The organism is Mucilaginibacter robiniae (assembly GCF_012849215.1).
GTDB lineage: Bacteria > Bacteroidota > Bacteroidia > Sphingobacteriales > Sphingobacteriaceae > Mucilaginibacter > Mucilaginibacter robiniae.
On the sequence record NZ_CP051682.1, the window covers coordinates 3,795,783 to 3,813,007 of the forward strand.

At 40.7% G+C, this 17,225-nt stretch carries 15 protein-coding genes; 12 read left to right on the top strand and 3 right to left on the bottom strand.

The window, feature by feature from the left end; translation table 11 throughout:
• The first annotated feature begins 2 nt into the window (after positions 1-2).
• The 10 genes from mraY to HH214_RS16680 all read left to right on the top strand — a co-directional run bounded on the left by mraY (position 3) and on the right by HH214_RS16680 (position 12,465).
• Entirely contained in the window at positions 3-1,244 is a 1,242-nt protein-coding gene (mraY, locus tag HH214_RS16635; protein WP_169609503.1) for a phospho-N-acetylmuramoyl-pentapeptide-transferase, read from the top strand.
• A 33-nt stretch (positions 1,245-1,277) separates the two neighbouring features.
• Entirely contained in the window at positions 1,278-2,669 is a 1,392-nt protein-coding gene (murD, locus tag HH214_RS16640) for a UDP-N-acetylmuramoyl-L-alanine--D-glutamate ligase (RefSeq protein ID WP_169609505.1), read from the top strand.
• A gap of 107 nt (positions 2,670-2,776) precedes the next feature.
• Positions 2,777-3,937 (top strand): FtsW/RodA/SpoVE family cell cycle protein, encoded by a 1,161-nt coding sequence (locus tag HH214_RS16645; RefSeq protein WP_169609506.1) that lies wholly within the window; start codon positions 2,777-2,779, stop codon positions 3,935-3,937.
• 46 nt (positions 3,938-3,983) lie between these two features.
• Positions 3,984-5,147, top strand: a complete 1,164-nt coding sequence (murG, locus tag HH214_RS16650) for an undecaprenyldiphospho-muramoylpentapeptide beta-N-acetylglucosaminyltransferase (protein ID WP_169609508.1) — start codon at positions 3,984-3,986, stop codon at positions 5,145-5,147.
• A 43-nt stretch (positions 5,148-5,190) separates the two neighbouring features.
• Positions 5,191-6,555: a UDP-N-acetylmuramate--L-alanine ligase gene (gene murC, locus HH214_RS16655; protein WP_169609510.1), complete on the top strand. Its 1,365-nt coding sequence runs from the start codon at positions 5,191-5,193 to the stop codon at positions 6,553-6,555.
• On the top strand, positions 6,545-7,405 hold the full coding sequence (locus tag HH214_RS16660) for a cell division protein FtsQ/DivIB (RefSeq protein WP_169609512.1): 861 nt from the start codon (positions 6,545-6,547) through the stop codon (positions 7,403-7,405). Before murC ends, HH214_RS16660 begins: the two co-directional genes overlap by 11 nt.
• Positions 7,406-7,411: 6 nt before the next feature.
• On the top strand, positions 7,412-8,758 hold the full coding sequence (gene ftsA / locus HH214_RS16665) for a cell division protein FtsA (protein WP_169609514.1): 1,347 nt from the start codon (positions 7,412-7,414) through the stop codon (positions 8,756-8,758).
• A gap of 123 nt (positions 8,759-8,881) precedes the next feature.
• Positions 8,882-10,456 (top strand): cell division protein FtsZ, encoded by a 1,575-nt coding sequence (gene ftsZ, locus HH214_RS16670; RefSeq protein ID WP_169609516.1) that lies wholly within the window; start codon positions 8,882-8,884, stop codon positions 10,454-10,456.
• A 145-nt stretch (positions 10,457-10,601) separates the two neighbouring features.
• The gene (locus HH214_RS16675) at positions 10,602-11,846 is read left to right on the top strand and encodes an aminotransferase class I/II-fold pyridoxal phosphate-dependent enzyme (protein ID WP_169609517.1); all 1,245 of its coding nucleotides are present in this window, start codon (positions 10,602-10,604) and stop codon (positions 11,844-11,846) included.
• Positions 11,847-12,279: 433 nt separating this feature from the next.
• Positions 12,280-12,465, top strand: a complete 186-nt coding sequence (locus tag HH214_RS16680; RefSeq protein ID WP_169609519.1) for a histone H1 — start codon at positions 12,280-12,282, stop codon at positions 12,463-12,465.
• A gap of 153 nt (positions 12,466-12,618) precedes the next feature.
• Here HH214_RS16680 and HH214_RS16685 read toward each other — a convergent pair whose 3' ends face one another.
• Positions 12,619-13,683 carry a branched-chain amino acid aminotransferase gene (locus HH214_RS16685; protein WP_211166403.1) on the bottom strand — a complete coding sequence of 355 codons (1,065 nt, stop codon included), beginning with the start codon at positions 13,681-13,683 and terminating at the stop codon, positions 12,619-12,621.
• 92 nt (positions 13,684-13,775) lie between these two features.
• Here HH214_RS16685 and HH214_RS16690 point away from each other — a divergent pair, with 92 nt between their 5' ends.
• Together HH214_RS16690 and HH214_RS16695 are read left to right on the top strand one after the other, a co-directional pair.
• Positions 13,776-14,177: a hypothetical protein gene (locus HH214_RS16690; RefSeq protein WP_169609523.1), complete on the top strand. Its 402-nt coding sequence runs from the start codon at positions 13,776-13,778 to the stop codon at positions 14,175-14,177.
• A gap of 77 nt (positions 14,178-14,254) precedes the next feature.
• Entirely contained in the window at positions 14,255-14,740 is a 486-nt protein-coding gene (locus HH214_RS16695) for a universal stress protein (protein WP_169609525.1), read from the top strand.
• Positions 14,741-14,821: 81 nt separating this feature from the next.
• Here the strand turns inward: HH214_RS16695 and HH214_RS16700 are convergent, their stop codons facing one another.
• Both HH214_RS16700 and HH214_RS16705 read right to left on the bottom strand, forming a co-directional pair.
• Positions 14,822-16,114, bottom strand: a complete 1,293-nt coding sequence (locus tag HH214_RS16700) for an HAD-IB family phosphatase (RefSeq protein ID WP_169609527.1) — start codon at positions 16,112-16,114, stop codon at positions 14,822-14,824.
• Positions 16,115-16,221: 107 nt separating this feature from the next.
• Positions 16,222-17,196 carry an NAD-dependent epimerase/dehydratase family protein gene (locus HH214_RS16705; protein ID WP_169609529.1) on the bottom strand — a complete coding sequence of 325 codons (975 nt, stop codon included), beginning with the start codon at positions 17,194-17,196 and terminating at the stop codon, positions 16,222-16,224.
• Between the last annotated feature and the right edge of the window lie 29 nt (positions 17,197-17,225).

Below are 17,225 nucleotides of genomic sequence, written 5' to 3' on the forward strand. Positions count from 1 at the left end.
ACATGCTCTACTACCTATTTAGCTATTTGGACCGTAACTACAATATTCCTGGTGCAGGAGTGTTTCAGTACATTACGTTTCGTATGGCTTTAGCGGTAATTACTTCGCTGGTTATTACTACCGTTTGGGGCCGCCGTTTAATTGATTATTTGCGCTACAAACAGGTGGGCGAAACTGTGCGTAATTTGGGTTTGGAAGGGCAAATGCAAAAAGCGGGTACACCTACCATGGGCGGTATCATCATTTTACTAGGTATTTTAATACCTACGTTGTTGTTTGCCAAGCTAGATAATATTTACATCATCCTGATGCTGGTTACTACCGTTTGGTTAGGGGCAATCGGCTTTCTGGATGATTATATCAAAGTATTCAAGAAAAATAAAGAAGGGCTAGCTGGTCGCTTCAAAATAGTAGGTCAGGTAGGTTTATCCATCATTGTAGGTTGGACTATGTATTTCCATAGCGATGTTATCATTCGTCAGGAAGTAAAACTGCCAGTAAAATATGATGCGCCGGTAAACTTCCACATGAAGAACAATACGCCGGTATATACTCAGGATGTCAAGTCTACCAAAACTACCATGCCTTTCTATAAAAACAATGAGTTTGATTATGCCAAAGTGCTCAAATTTATTGGTCCAGGCTATGAGTATTATGCCTTGTTGGTGTTTTTGTTGTTTGTGATTTTCATTATCACCTTTATATCAAACGGCGCCAACATTACAGATGGTATTGATGGCTTGGCTACGGGTACCTCAGCTATTATAGGAGTTACGCTGGCCATATTAGCTTATGTATCTGGTAATACATTCATTGCCGATTATCTGAATATCATGTACCTGCCTAATTCTGGCGAGCTGGTAATTTTTGCAGGTGCGTTTGTTGGTGCTTGCGTAGGTTTTCTGTGGTATAATTCATTTCCGGCGCAGGTATTTATGGGTGATACAGGTAGTTTGGCACTGGGCGGTATTATTGCCGTTTTTGCTATTGTAATCCGTAAAGAACTATTGCTGCCTTTACTATGCGGTATATTTCTGGTTGAGAATGCCTCTGTAATTATGCAGGTAAGTTGGTTTAAATTCACCAAAAAACGTTTTGGCGAAGGCCGTAGAGTATTCCTGATGGCTCCTTTGCATCACCATTATCAGAAAAGAGGTTTTCACGAAGCCAAGATTGTAACCCGCTTTTGGATTATCGGTATTCTGCTAGCCATCATAACTGTGATTACCCTGAAGTTGAGATAAAACATTTAAAAATATTAATAAGGAAATAAATACATGAGCGAAACAAATACTATATCATCCATTACCTCTTTTTCCCTTTCGGAAAAGGCTGGGGTGCGGTTAGTAGTGCTGGGCGCTGGCGAAAGCGGCGTAGGCGCAGCTTACTTGGCCCAACAGCAGGGGTATGATGTATTTGTTTCAGATTTTGGTCCAATTGCCGATCACTACAAAGTACAGTTGCAAGGCTGGAAAATTCGCTTTGAAGAAAATCAGCATACCGAGGCAGAAATATTTCAGGCTGCTGAAGTGATTAAAAGTCCGGGCATACCTGAAAAAGCGCCTATTGTAAAAGCATTACGTGAAAAAGGTATCTCCGTAATTTCTGAAATTGAGTTTGCAGGTCGGTATACTCATGCAAAAATTGTTGGTATAACAGGTTCTAACGGTAAAACTACTACTACCAGTCTTACTTACCACATCCTGAAAAATGCAGGCTTGAACGTAGGTTTGGCAGGTAATATTGGTAAAAGCTTTGCCTACCAGGTAGCTACCGAACATTTTGATTACTATGTGCTGGAGCTAAGCAGCTTTATGCTGGATGATATGTATCAGTTTAAAATGCATATCGCTATCCTGCTAAATATTACTCCCGACCATCTGGACCGGTACAATTACCAGATGGAAAACTATGTGACCTCTAAATTCCGCATTACGCAAAATCAAACAGCCGATGATTACTTCATCTACTGTGCTGATGATGCGGAAACATTAAAATACATGACTGAGCACACCTTTGAGGCTCAACTATTACCATTTTCTATTCAAAAAGAATTACCGTTGGGTGCATACCTGAACGGTGAAGAAATTAATATTAATACACCAAAAAACCATCTCCAAATGACTATCAACAAATTAGCCTTGCAAGGCAAGCACAACATCTACAATTCTATGGCTTCGGGCATCACAGCCAAAATTCTGGAATTGCGTAACGATACCGTACGTGAAAGTATGGGTGATTTTAAAAACATAGCTCACCGCCTGGAAGAGGTAGCTGTAATATCAGGTATCAAGTTTATTAATGATTCAAAAGCTACCAACGTAAATTCAACCTGGTATGCATTAGAAAGCATGCCTGGTAAGGTTGTACTTATCTTAGGCGGCGTTGATAAAGGTAACGACTATAACGAATTAAGAGATTTAGTATCTAAAAAGGTAAAAGCGATTGTGTGTCTGGGTAAAGATAACCGCCGCATTCATGAAGCTTTCAGCGATGAGATAGATACTATTGTAGATACACGTTCAGTAAAAGATGCTGTACAAGCTGCTTACCACCTGGCTAAAAAAGGAGAAACCGTATTGTTATCACCAGCTTGCGCCAGCTTTGATTTATTCAAAAACTACGAAGAGCGTGGCGATCAGTTCAAGAAAGCTGTAATGGAGCTTTAAGCAAAGCTTTTAAAAATGTGATGTAGCAGAATACTTTTCGCACATACCGGAAAGCTACTGCCAGAAGTTCAGGGAATTCAATAATTCGGGTTCAGACAGATAAAAGGATGGAAAGAATTTTAAGCAAAACCAAGGGCGACCGCTGGATATGGCTTATTGTGATATTACTATCAGTAGTATCACTGTTGGCGGTGTACAGCTCAACCGGAACGTTAGCTTATAAGCAGGGAAAGGCAACTGAAGCTATTTTGATGAAGCACCTGTTTATGATGATAGGGGGTATCGGGCTGATGTACATTTCGCATAAGCTAGATTACCGGTATTACGCTGGCATATCCAAAATGCTCATGATTATTACTATCCCTTTACTGTTGTACACACTGGTTTTCGGTGCGCATATCAATAATGCCAGTAGGTGGATAGCTATACCCGGAACCGGTTTAAGCTTTCAAACATCAGATATGGCCAAGCTGGCTCTGATTACTTATCTGGCTCGTTTGTTATCACGCAAGCAGGAGAACATTAAAGATGTAAAGCAATCTTTTGTGCCTATCATGGGGTCGGTATGTATTGTGTTTGTTTTAATTGCCTGGGCCAATATGTCAACTGCGCTAATGCTTTTTGGTGTAAGCATTCTGCTGTTAATTATTGGTCGTATCAGTGTAAAGCAAATTGCTGTGGTATGTTTAGCTGGTGGGTTATTAACTATGATGGTGATGTTTTTAGGCCCACGCCGCCACCTGTACATTACGCGTATACACACGTTTATGCATCCTGAAGCAGTAAGTTCCGATAAAAAGTTTCAGGGCGATCACGCAAAGATTGCTATTGCCTCTGGCGGTATATTCGGTAAAGGTCCTGGTAACAGTACCGAGCGTAACTATTTGCCCGAAGCTTTCTCTGACGAAATTTATGCGATCATCATTGAAGAGTATGGTTTATTAGGCGGCGTATTCCTGATGGGTATTTACCTGTTCCTGCTTTATCGCTGTATTAAAATAGTAACTAAAGCACCTAAGGCCTTTGGCGCTTTGCTGGCTGCTGGTTTAAGTTTTAGCTTAACTATTCAGGCATTTGCCAACATGGCTGTAGCTGTAGGTTTAGGCCCCGTAACAGGTGTGCCACTGCCGTTGGTAAGTATGGGTGGTACATCAATTCTATTTACCAGTGTAGCTTTTGGCATTATTTTATCAGTAAGCCGGCACATTGATGAAAACGAGCAGAAAAATAAAAAAGTAGTAGTCGGACAAATTTTAGAAGTAGCATAGCTGCCAGAAAACGGATGTTGAATTAAGCAGTACAAAACGAACATTTATGCCAAACGGAAAACAAAATATTGCCAACCAAAAGCTTCCCGTAACAGTTTCGGGCAGGCCTTTGCGCATCATCATTAGTGGTGGTGGTACTGGCGGGCATATTTTTCCGGCTGTGGCCATTGCTAATGCTTTAAAAAAGCTGCATCCTGATACTGAAATATTGTTTGTTGGCGCATTGGGGCGTATGGAGATGGAAAAAGTACCCGCAGCCGGCTACAAAATTGTTGGTTTAGATATTCAGGGTATTCAGCGTAAATCTGTTTGGAAAAATGTAATGTTTCCGGTAAAGCTGATCCGGAGCATCAGACATGCTGTCAAAATTATTAAAGATTTCCGCCCGGATGCGGCTGTGGGCGTAGGAGGCTATGCTTCCGGTCCGTTGCTGTATGCGGCTTCGTTAATGGGAATACCCACACTGATACAAGAGCAAAACTCATATGCTGGTATTACTAATAAATGGCTGAGTAAAAAAGCACAAAAAATTTGTGTGGCTTTTGATGAAATGGATAAATTCTTTCCAGTAAATAAAATTATCAAAACAGGTAACCCTGTAAGAAGGGAATCCGTAAATATCGCCGGCAAACGCTTTTCGGCGCTTGAATTGCTCAAACTGTCGCCCGACAAGAAAACCATACTGGTAACTGGTGGCAGCCTTGGGGCTCGTACGCTTAATAATAGTGTACTGGCGGGGTTGGATAAAATTATAGCAGCTGATGTGCAGCTGGTATGGCAAACTGGTAAGGTTTATTATAAAAACATCATTGAGCAATTAGGTGAAAATTATCATCCCAATATTCGGGTAATGGAGTTTTTAAATCGTATGGATTTGGCTTATGCCGCTGCCGATGTGATTATATCACGTGCTGGTGCCGGTACCATTGCAGAGCTATGTATTGTAGGTAAACCGATTATACTGGTACCCTCGCCTAATGTAGCCGAAGATCATCAAACTAAAAATGCTTTAGCATTGGTGCAAAACCATGCGGCAGTTTTTGTGGCTGATCGTGATGCTGAAGCTAATTTGATTGATAAAGCTTTGTCTTTATTAAATGATAAAGATAAGCAGAAGCAATTAAGTAATTACATCAGCAAACTGGCTTTGCCTAATGCTGATGAGGTAATTGCCGGGCAGGTAATTGATATTATTAACAATAAGAAATAAACAAACTATTCTATTTAGCTAGTAAACGAAGGATTAATCAACAATGGAGTTACGCACTATAAAGCAAGTTTACCTGATCGGAATCGGCGGAATCGGCATGAGCGGATTGGCTCGGTATTTCCATCATTTAGGCTGCCGTGTGTGCGGGTATGATAAAACTGCAACGCCATTAACTGAAGCCTTACAGCAAGAGGGAATAGAAGTTGTATTCACAGATGATGTAAGCCTGATTCCTGATGGATTCAATACGCCTGATGAGCAAACGTTAATTATTTACACCCCTGCTATTCCGAAAGATTCGCTTATCCTGAATCATTTCAAAAATCTAGGATTCGATATTTACAAGCGGTCGCAGGTGCTGGGCTTAATTAGCCAAAGCAGTTTTACCGTCGCTGTGGCGGGCACACATGGTAAAACAACTACTTCATGCCTGATTACGCATATCTTAAAAAGTTCTGGTATTAGCTGTACCGCATTTTTAGGAGGGATAGCATCTAACTACCAAACTAATGTTTTGTATGGCGATACAAATATTATGGTGGTAGAGGCTGATGAATATGATCGTTCATTCTTAACTTTACACCCGGATATTGCTATTATAACTTCGATGGATGCTGACCATCTGGATATTTATGGTGATCATACTCATCTGACCGAATCTTTTCGGATGTTTGCCTCGCAAATTAAAGCTGGCGGAAAGCTGATAGCTAAACAGGATTTGCCTCTGGCACATAGTGCTACCACCTACACTATAGGTACGGAAGCAGCAGATGCCTATGCTGATAATATCAGGATTGAAAACGGGCAGTTTTATTTTGATTTTAGGAACAGCGATTTCACCATTGCTGATATTGCTATAGGCATACCCGGTATGCACAATATTGAAAATGCGGTAGCTGCTGCACAAGCGGCTTTGTATTTAGGGGTAAAAGCTGAAGCTATTAAATCAGCTTTAGCATCGTTTACCGGAGTAAAGCGTCGCTTTGAATATGTAGTAAAAAACGAGCAGCATATTTATATTGATGATTATGCTCATCATCCTGAAGAGTTAAAAGCTTGTTTGTCATCCATCAAAAAGCTATATCCTAATCACCGGCTAACTACCATTTTTCAGCCGCACCTGTACACCCGTACTCGCGATTTTGTTGATGGTTTTGCCGAAGCTTTAGATATGGCCGATGAATTGCTAATGTTGGATATTTATCCGGCACGTGAGCTACCTATTGAAGGGGTAAGTGCTGCCATGATTTTAGATCGGATGCACTTAGCCTCCAAATATCTGTGCAGCAAGCAGGAGATTATAACTCGCATACAACAGGAAAAACCCGAGTTGCTGCTTACAGTAGGAGCGGGCGATATTGACCAGATTGTTGAACCATTAAAGCAAATATTGACCTATGTGGCGTAAGATAGCGTGGAACCGGGTGTTGATAGCTTTAAGCTGGCTGGTAAGTATTACTGGCTTAGTGGTACTCATGAGCTTTATTGAAGGTAAAAAAGCCGGCGTTATATGTCGTAAGGTAGATGTTTATATACCAGGCACGCAATCGTTTATTGACCGGCATGAAGTAGATAGAATTTTACAGGTAAGTAGCCATAATTTAATTGGCCGCAAAATGGAAGATATCAACATCCATGATCTGGAAAATAAGTTGAAGGCTAATCCTTTTATTGAGTTTGCTAAAATGTATGCCGATATGGATGGCGTAATCCATGCTGAAATAACTCAGCGGCAGCCAGCCGTGCGTATTCTAAATCGTTTCGATCAGGACTTCTACGTGGATCAGCACGGGTTGAAAATTCCGCTTTCTGATAATTTTACGGCACCGGTATTGGTGGCTAATGGTAATATTGATGAAATTTTTTCGGGCCGGATAGATACTTTGCACACCAAACTGGCTAAAGATTTGTTTAAAACTGCTGAGTTTATCAGGAAAGACACACTTTGGAATGCGCAGATTGCCCAGATTTATGTAGATCAGAACCGCGAGATAGAACTTATTCCACGTATTGGAGACCAGAAGATATTAGTAGGTAATGCCGATTCATTAGAAAGTAAGTTTCACAACTTAAAAATATTTTACAAGCAAGCTTTACCCCAAATCGGGTGGGATAAGTACAAAATTATTAACATCAAATACGCAAACCAGGTAGTAGGTGTTAAAACCGAAAATTTGAAAACAGATACAGCAAAGCATATAGCCGCTGTTAAAAAAGATACATTGCAGTCAGTTAAAGATTCATCCCCAACAAATTAAGAGACTATGGAAAAAAGTGCACCGAAAGAGAAAAATTCGCCAATTGTAGTAGGGTTAGATATTGGTACTACCAAAATTTGCGCTATTGTTGGCCGTAGAAGCAAAAATGGAAAGATTGAAGTACTAGGCATTGGCAAAGCCGAGTCGGCAGGTGTTACCCGTGGGATGGTATCGAACATAGACAAAACCGTACAAGGCATAAACCAATCAGTTGAAGTAGCTGGCTCACAATCAAACGTAGAGATCAGAGTAGTAAATGTAGGTATTGCCGGTCAGCATATTAAAAGTTTACAGCACCGTGGGTTAATTACCCGTCGTGATTTGAATACCGAAATCGGCCGTAAGGATATTGACAAGCTGATTGAGGATATGTATAACTTAGTGATGCCACCGGGGGAAGAGATTATACATGTACTACCGCAAGAATTTACTGTAGATAATGAGCCGGGAATTAAAGATCCGATTGGGATGTCGGGTGTACGGCTGGAGGCTAATTTCCATATCATTTCGGGGCAGGTAACAGCTATCAAGAATATTGTAAAATGTGTAACTAAAGCACATTTAGAAAGCCAGGAGCTTATATTGGAGCCTTTGGCATCGTCAGAATCGGTATTAAGCGAAGAAGAAAAAGAAGCCGGCGTAGTGCTGGTAGATATTGGTGGTGGTACTACCGATGTGGCTATCTTCCATGAAGGTATTATTCGCCACACTGCAGTAATTCCGTTTGGGGGAAATAGTATTACTGAAGATATTCGCGAAGGTTGTTCGGTAATGCGCAATATTGCTGAGCAACTGAAAGTGAGATTTGGTTCTGCTTTGGCTGATGAAAACCGAGAAAATGAAATTGTGTGCGTGCCTGGCTTACGTGGCCGTGATGCTAAAGAAATTTCAGTAAAAAACCTGGCTTACATTATCCAGGCCCGTATTGAAGAAATTATTGAGCATGTATATTACGAAATCAAATCATCAGGTTACGAAAAGAAACTGATTGCAGGTATTGTAATTACAGGTGGTGGCGCACAACTAAAACATTTACCACAATTGGTAGAGTATGTAACCGGTTTAGATTGCCGTGTAGGTTACCCTAATGAACACCTGGCTAAAAATGAGCATTTGCCAAAAAATATTTATGAAGAGCTGCAAAGTCCAACATTTGCTACAGGTATTGGTTTATTAATTAAAGGCATTCAAAAAATGGAGTATAATAACGTTGCCGATTACAATCAGCCAGAAGTTAAAACCGAGAAAGTAAAATATACCGACGATCGGAAATTTGGCTTACTGGGTAAGATACTGGAAACCGGTAAAAAGTTTATTAAAGATGACATTAAAGACGAAGACTTTTTAAAATAAGGAGTAAAAAACAATTGTTAAGAAATTATAAAAGAGCTAAAAAAATTAATCAAAAAACTCTTATAATTACACTTACTAAATCACCTGTATTCATCAACACATATATTCCTGAAAACTAGTACCATGCAATTTGAGATGTTAAAAGAAAAGTCGTCAATCATTAAAGTAGTTGGTGTTGGCGGCGGCGGCGGCAATGCAGTAAACCACATGTACAAACAAGGTATTACCGGTGTTGACTTCATTATTTGCAACACAGATGCACAGGCGCTTGAGCTAAGCCCTATACCTAATAAGGTACAATTGGGTTCTAGCTTAACCGAAGGCATGGGAGCAGGTTCAATACCCGAAGTAGGTAAAAACTCGGCTATTGAAAACATTGAAGATGTAAAACGTATGCTGGGTACCACTACCAAAATGCTATTTATTACTGCTGGTATGGGCGGTGGTACTGGTACTGGTGCAAGCCCTATTATTGCCAAGGCAGCTCGCGAACTGGATATATTAACCGTAGGTATTGTAACTACACCTTTTTCATTTGAAGGTAAACGCCGTAAGTTACAGGCTGAAGAAGGTTTGGAAGAACTAAAGAAGTATGTAGATTCTTTTTTAGTGATTTCGAACGACAGATTACGTCAGATATTTGGCAACCTGACATTAGGTTCAGCATTTGCACAAGCCGACGATATATTAACCACAGCAGCTAAAGGTATTGCTGAAATAATAACTCATCCTGGTTACATCAACGTTGACTTTAAAGACGTACGCACTGTAATGAAGGATAGCGGTGTATCTATCATGGGTAGTTATTCTGCCGAAGGTGATAGCCGTGCCCTGCGTGCTGTAGAAGGTGCTTTATCATCGCCATTGTTAAAAGATAACCAAATTGAAGGTGCTCGTTACATCCTGTTAAACATCAGTTCAGGTAGTAAAGAAGTAACCATGGATGAAGTAAGCATCATTACAGATTACATACAGGAAGAAGCTGGTTTATCAGCCGATTTAATCTGGGGTAACTGTATAGATGAAGCTTTGGGCGAAAAAATTTCAGTTACCATTATTGCTACTGGTTTCCAAACTAACGATGAGCGTGAAAAGGAACTGAGCAACAAGAAAGTGGTATCTATGTTGATGCCTGAAAATACACCACTGGTAAAACCGGTGAATGAGTTTGTAAAACCTGGTAAGGAAGAAGTACCAGTAAGCCGTCCTAAAGAAGTACAGCAAAAAACAAGCGGTTTGTTTGATACTGCTACCCATGGTGACGATTCAGGTATTATCCGTCATAACCTGATTGATGATGCGCCGCAAGCCATGAGCGAAGAGGAGCCAAGTGATTTGGTGTATAAGGTAGCTGACTCGGTTATGAACTTTGAACCAGCCCGTGAAGTGTTGGTACAACCAGAGCCAGAACCTCAACCTGTACCAAACGCTGATGACCATAAAACTGACGAGTCTATTGAGGAGCAACTGCGTAAATCACGTGAGCGTATTATGCGCCTGAAAGATTTAAGCATGAAATTACGCAACGGTAATATTCAGGAGATGGAAAATGTACCTGCTTACCGTCGTAAAGAGATTTCATTACAGCAAACTCCGGCTTCTAACGAGAGCCAGATTTCTAAGTTCTCTTTATCAGAAAATGACGGCAACACAGAAATACGCCGTAACAATTCTTTTCTACACGATAATGTAGATTAATTACACTTGAAGTATAACAAAAGGAGCCTTTGTATTTATATGCAAAGGCTCCTTTTGTTATACCCTATTAAAAAAAGTTATAACGGTTGTTTGGCCTATAACAATCAGCTATATTTGTATAGATATTAATAGTTTAGCAATAGCAGTGGATTTATTTGATAAAATATCGAAAAACGTTGGTGGCCCAATAGGTCAGCATCAGAAATGGTCACATGGTTACTTTTCTTTTCCTAAGCTGGAAGGTGAAATTGGGCCACACATGGAATTTAACGGTAAAGAACATGTAATCTGGAGCTTAAATAACTATCTGGGTCTGGCTAATCATCCTGAAGTTCGTGAAGCTGATGCGCAAGCAGCTGCTGATTATGGCTTAGCATATCCAATGGGTGCCCGCATGATGTCTGGTAATACCAAATACCATGAAGAACTAGAACAGGGCTTAGCCAAGTTTGTAGGTATGCAGGATGCTTTTTTGCTGAACTATGGTTATCAGGGTATGGTATCAATCATTGATACACTGGTTGATCGTAATGATGTTATTGTGTACGATGCTGAGTCGCACGCTTGTATTATTGATGGCGTCCGCTTGCACATGGGTAAGCGCTTTGTTTACCAGCATAATGATATTGCCAGCTGCGAAAAACAACTTGAGCGTGCTACCAGGTTAACTGAACAAAGCGGTGGCGGTATATTATTGATCACTGAAGGTGTTTTTGGTATGTCGGGCGCACAAGGCAAGCTGAAAGAAATTATTGCACTTAAAGAAAAATACAACTTCCGGTTGCTGGTTGATGATGCACATGGTTTTGGCACTATGGGTAAAACCGGTGCAGGCACACATGAGGCGCAGGATTGTGTAGAAGGTATAGATGTGTACTTTGGTACCTTCGCCAAATCAATGGCTGGTATAGGGGCTTTTGTTGCTTCTAGTACAGAGATTGTAAGCTATTTACGCTACAATATGCGGTCGCAAACTTTTGCTAAGGCTTTGCCTATGCCAATGGTAATGGGTCTGCGTAAACGCTTTGAACTGCTTAAGTCAAAACCTGAATTACGTGAAAAGCTTTGGCAAGTTGCTACAGCACTGCAACACGGGTTAAAAGAGCGTGGCTTTGATATTGGTGTAACCAACACTATGGTAACCCCTGTATTTTTAAAAGGTGACTTATTTGAAGCTACCAGTTTAACACGTGACTTGCGTGAGAACTATGGCATTTTCTGTTCTATCGTAGTTTATCCAGTTATTCCGAAAGGGTTGATTATACTGCGCTTAATACCAACAGCAACACACAGTATGGAAGATGTGGAGCGCACACTTAACGCTTATAGCGAAGTAGCTGAAAAGTTAAAAGCAGGTTATTACAAAGAAGATAAAATGGCTGTTGCCTAACACATATTACATTGTTTAATCAAAGCCTTCCATTTTGCTGGAAGGCTTTTTTATTTGGCTTATGGTTGATTCTTAGCCATGCAGATGCTAGTTCAAGTTACAAACCTGCAATAAATTCACTCCTTTAAGCTATATCTGTAGGTTGGCTTATACACATATGTTTTGGTTAAGAAGCTTAATGCGAAATATTCGTACTGAAATATATCTATGTACTTAGTTATCTGCTATATAGCAACGTAATTATTATGTAAGTGTACATTGCGTATCGCTTTTTAATAATGCACATCTGTATAAGTATGAGCGTATAAAAGTGCCTATATTGTGCTGAAAACGCATTTTATAAGGATCAAAATTTTTTTATATTCAAAAAACGCTTTAGATTAGCTTAGTTAAAATATTCATACCTCAATCTTTTTTTTAGGAGTAATTTAAAATGGAAAAATTTACCCAGGTAAAAAACCTTATCGCATCTTTAGAAGCTGATGCCGAAAAATTTTACAACAAAGGCAATAGTGCAGCCGGAACCCGCGTACGTAAAGGTATGCAAGACCTGAAAAACTTAGCCCAAGCGATTCGCCTGGAAGTTCAGGATTCAAAAAATAAAACAGAAGAGAAGTAATATTTCCTTTCAAGTATCAAACAAAAAGAGCCGCTCTAAGCGGCTCTTTTTGTTTGATATTATGATCTAAATCAATTATAAATCATGCTAAAAAGAACCTATAAAAAAAAGCGCTTTTGTATATAAAAGCGCTTTTTTATAGGTTCTTCAAACTTAAACTTTATAGTTCCAGCCATGAGTGTCAGATACACGGCCGTAACGAATATCGTTCAGAGTTTGGAATAATTTGTTGGAGAATTCACGTGTGGCAGGATCGCTCAACTTGTAATCCTCACCCTGGTAATTGATAGTACCTATTGGCGCAATTGTAGCTGCTGTACCGGCACCAAAGGCATCCGTTAGTTTACCGCTTTTAGCACCTTCTACTAATTCGCTGATGGCTACACGACGTTCCTCAACGGGTATTCCCATATCATGAGCTAGTGCAAGTACTGTATCGCGCGTTACACCATCCAAAATCGTATCGCGGGTAGATGGAGTGATCAGTTTACCATCAATCATGAACATAACGTTAGCTGCGCCCATTTCTTCAGCATATAGGTGTTCTTTAGCGTCGGTCCAGATCATTTGGTCAAACCCTTCTTCAATAGCTTTACGGGTAGGCAGCATGGCGCCTGCATAGTTGCCTGCTGCTTTGGCATAACCAAAGCCACCTTCGGCAGCACGGGTGTACTGAGTTTCAAATTTTACGCGCAAAGGCTTGGTAAAATATGGGCCAACCGGACAGGTAAGCACCACAAATTTATAGGTTTTAGAAGCTACTACGCCCAGGTATGGGTCGGTAGCAAACATTACCGGACGGATATACAACGAATGGTTATCAGCTGTAGGAATCCAGTCGCGTTCTACATCTACTAAGGCTGCAACGCTTTGAATGAACAGATCTTCCGGCATCTCTGGCATGCTCAGGCGCTGGGCTGATTTGTTGAAACGGGCGGCATTTTTATCTGGCCGAAAAACAGAAACGCTGCCATCCTGTTGTTTATACGCTTTTAAGCCTTCAAAAAAAGCCTGTCCGTAATGCAAGGCCGAAATAGAAGGCAATAAGCTGAGTTCGCCATAAGGTAAAATCTGGAAATTTTTCCATTCACCGTCGGCATAATCAGCTACCAGCATGTGGTCTGTAAATGTATGGCCAAACTGTAACTGGTTAAAGTCGGTTTCAGCAAGACGTGAATGTGCGGTGCGGGTTATTTTAAGGTCAAGCGTTTCAGTAATCATGGCTCGATTAGTTTAATATAGTGTACTGTGCCAAGTTAATATTTTTTAAAGTAAACTCGTAAATTCAATAGTATAAACCTGTTAAAACCATGAAAACACTACTTTATGTATTATTGCCGATCCTGTTTTTAAGCACTAAAGTTTCAGCACAAAGTCCAACTACGTTTAACCATATTCCAGGCAATATGCGCGAATGCGACAATCGTTATTATTTATCTGCTGCGGGTAAAAGCCGCGGGCAAATGATTTGGATTGATAATTTTGATAAAGGCGTATTGACGATAAACGGGCATCAGGAAAAATTAAAATCACTGAAATTCCCTGATCGTAGAAAGTATGGCTTTTTTAACAAGAACTACACTGTCAGCATCCGCATTACCTCTCAAACCAATACTACCGGGCGCACTTACACCGCTAAAGGTGTATTTACTGTACTGCGCGGATCACGGGTGATATTTAGCCGTAATATAATAGCCGCCGGAGGTTGTTAGTAGATAACGTAAACAGTCAGAAAAAACAATTTATATGTCTGCTGTTATATTTAATACAGCAATAAACCTGGTAAAAAATGGAAATTTCAAAAATAATAATCGGCATTGATAATAGTAAATACGCTGAACATGCTGCGGCTTACGGCTTTGATCTGGCTCGTAAAATTGGTGCTGCAGTGGGTTTAGTAAACATTATTGAGCCTGTACCATCTACTATTACACCGGCAACCGATACTACCTTAGGGATGCCATTTGAAGGAACGCCCAATTTAGTATATAATGATATAATGGATGCACAAAATGAAGCATCTTCTACGATTGTTAAAAGTACTGTTGATAAATACGGGCAAGGTTTAAATGTATCTTATTTTAATGAGTACGGTTCCAGTTCGGATGGTATTTTGAGCTGTGCTGCGCAGTTTGGGGCGAGCCTGATAGTAGTAGGTACACATCACCGCAGTGGACTAGATCGTTTGCTGATGGGCAGCGTGGCAGAATCTATTATCCGCAATGCCGATATCCCGGTGCTGGTAGTACCTTTGCCCGAAGAAAATAAAAGTTAATAAATGAGTAAGGCAGAATGGTTGAATAAAGCCGAATAAACCAACACGGTTATTTCATTTGGCTTTATTCAACCATTCTTATTAGTACAGCAACCTAAACTTGATAGTATTCGGAATGGCTTTCAGCTCGTTGAGCACCTGCTCATCATAACCGGCATTTACGTCGGTAATCACATAACCAATCTGTGAATTAGTAACCAGAAACTCACCTACTATATTCATGTTGTGCCTGGCAAATACTTCATTAATTTGCGCCAAAATACCCGGTATGTTTTTATGAATATGAATTAAGCGGTGTGCGTTGTTTACACGTGGTGGCTGCAAATCCGGAAAGTTGCAGCTGGTGTGTGTTTTACCCTCATTCATGAACGCGATCACCCGCTTTGGAATAAAATCAGTATTATGCGGGTTGTGCTTAGGGTCGTCAAAAATGATAATGCCCATATCACAAGCTGTTTCTATAACTCGGCGGTTACTTACCTTTCCGAAACAGCCAATTACTTTAAGCCGGCCAGCGTTTTCCAGTTGTTCGGGCGTGGGTTGATGTTCTTCATCGCACAGCAGTACACCGGCCTCCTGTAAGTATTCTTCTTTAATTTCCTGATGATGCCTGATGTTATAACCCTCTTTTTGCATCTGTGCCAAAGCATCTTCTTCAACCTGGCCTACCACCAAACACTTGATGCGGTTTTTAGGGTAGGAGATAGCCCGTGGCAAACGGTTGATGTAAAGAAATTCATCTAAGCTGGGTGTTACGTAGTCAGCTTTCTCGACTACTGATTTTCGCTCAATATTCTCCGTGAAAGCAAAGAACTTTTTAATCAGGCCAGATTCTTTCAACTGAAAGTCTGAGTAGCCATCACCAATGCCGTAAATATCGCCTTGCAGATTAAGCTCCTTCAGTAGTTTTACCTTGCCACCTTCCTGCGAAAGTGGATTGCTACGGTCATAGCCTATAATGTTTCCCTGCTCATCAAACAAAAAGGTATTGGCATAAATATTTTCTTTTTTGATGTGGTATTCGGTTACCACCGGAATAATAAACTCCTTAAATCCGCCCGAAACAATCAGTACCTCATCGGTATGTTCTTTAAAAAAGATGTTATTTCGTGAAAAAGAGGGTGATACTTTTTTGCGCAGATGTTTTACCAGCAGGTGCAAATGCTCACGGTTGGCCTGCAAAAGCTTAACACGGTTTTCCAAGCTGTCAGCAAATGATAAGCGGCCTTCCATTGAGGCATTGGTGTAAGCTTCAATTTGCTGGTAAATATGTTCCCGGTCGGGATGGTCTTGCAGAGAGATACGGGCCAGTTCATCCAGCGCCTCTACCTGCGTAAACGTACTATCAAAATCAATAATGTAATATTGCCCCATGATGGGGGGTAAAGATAATGGATTAGAACCAAGGGCCAATATTTTATTAATATGACCTGTTCTGGCATCAAGTAAATCCTTCAGTAAATAAATAATGTGGATTGCTATTAACTGGCTTTATTCAGCCTAATACATATTTCCCGCACAGTTTCCCAAATAGGTTTGTAGTTAAAACCAATCGCTGTCTTCAATTTCGAATTATCGTAGTTTTGGGTTTCGGTAGCTGATTGTGCAGCTATCTTGTCAATAGCGGGATCTTTGCCAGTAATACCGGCTAAAGTGGCAGCAGTTCGCCAAGCAATCTCCATCATCCAGGGCTTGGCTTGCCGGGTGGGGGCTTTCACGTTTAAAAAGTTGGCTGCGGTGGTAATTAAATCTTTATAGTTCCAGTTTTCGGCATTGACAATAAAGCGTTCGGCTGTAATATCGCTGTCCATCAGCATAATCATTACGCGGGCAACATCCTCTACATCTACAAAACCGCAAGTGCCAGTAGTATAAAAATTCATGCCTTGACGTACGGTTTCAAATATTTTACCGCTGCCATCCACACCCGCGCTGGCTCCAATAATTACCGACGGATTTACAATGACAGCATCCAACCCTTCAGCAATGCCGCGCCAAACTTCCATTTCGCTCTCCAGCTTTGAGATAGAATAAATGTTATTGGCCGGCGTTTCTTCCAGATGGTGCTTTTCATTAATTAATTCATCAGGCTTGCCACGGCCAATGGCAGCTATTGAGCTCACGTGCACCAGGCGGGCACCATATTGCAAACACAAGTTCACTACATTGGCTGTGCCTGCAACATTGGTTTTAATCATGGGTTCTTTATCAGCCTGCTTAAAAGATACCCAGGCCGCACAATGATATACTTGAGTAATGCCAGTAAAAGCATCTTCCAGCGCATTGTCATCCAATATGTCGGCTTCGCGCCACTCTATGAGATGCTGATAAGGTTTTAATTCATCCGGAATTACAGAAGTAGCTCGTTTAATGCAACGGAAATGCAGATTTTGCTCAGCTAGTTGCCGGGCCAGTATCATGCCTAAAAAGCCTGTTGCACCGGTAACCAGAATCATGTAAAAAGACGAGTTTGATAAAAACAGCG

Coding starts and splice junctions, on each gene's coding strand:
- mraY (WP_169609503.1), top strand. CDS start 3: ATGCTCTACTACCTATTTAGCTATTTGGACCGTAACTACAATATTCCT.
- murD (WP_169609505.1), top strand. CDS start 1,278: ATGAGCGAAACAAATACTATATCATCCATTACCTCTTTTTCCCTTTCG.
- HH214_RS16645 (WP_169609506.1), top strand. CDS start 2,777: ATGGAAAGAATTTTAAGCAAAACCAAGGGCGACCGCTGGATATGGCTT.
- murG (WP_169609508.1), top strand. CDS start 3,984: ATGCCAAACGGAAAACAAAATATTGCCAACCAAAAGCTTCCCGTAACA.
- murC (WP_169609510.1), top strand. CDS start 5,191: ATGGAGTTACGCACTATAAAGCAAGTTTACCTGATCGGAATCGGCGGA.
- HH214_RS16660 (WP_169609512.1), top strand. CDS start 6,545: ATGTGGCGTAAGATAGCGTGGAACCGGGTGTTGATAGCTTTAAGCTGG.
- ftsA (WP_169609514.1), top strand. CDS start 7,412: ATGGAAAAAAGTGCACCGAAAGAGAAAAATTCGCCAATTGTAGTAGGG.
- ftsZ (WP_169609516.1), top strand. CDS start 8,882: ATGCAATTTGAGATGTTAAAAGAAAAGTCGTCAATCATTAAAGTAGTT.
- HH214_RS16680 (WP_169609519.1), top strand. CDS start 12,280: ATGGAAAAATTTACCCAGGTAAAAAACCTTATCGCATCTTTAGAAGCT.
- HH214_RS16690 (WP_169609523.1), top strand. CDS start 13,776: ATGAAAACACTACTTTATGTATTATTGCCGATCCTGTTTTTAAGCACT.
- HH214_RS16695 (WP_169609525.1), top strand. CDS start 14,255: ATGGAAATTTCAAAAATAATAATCGGCATTGATAATAGTAAATACGCT.
- HH214_RS16700 (WP_169609527.1), bottom strand. CDS start 16,114: ATGGGGCAATATTACATTATTGATTTTGATAGTACGTTTACGCAGGTA.
- HH214_RS16705 (WP_169609529.1), bottom strand. CDS start 17,196: ATGATTCTGGTTACCGGTGCAACAGGCTTTTTAGGCATGATACTGGCC.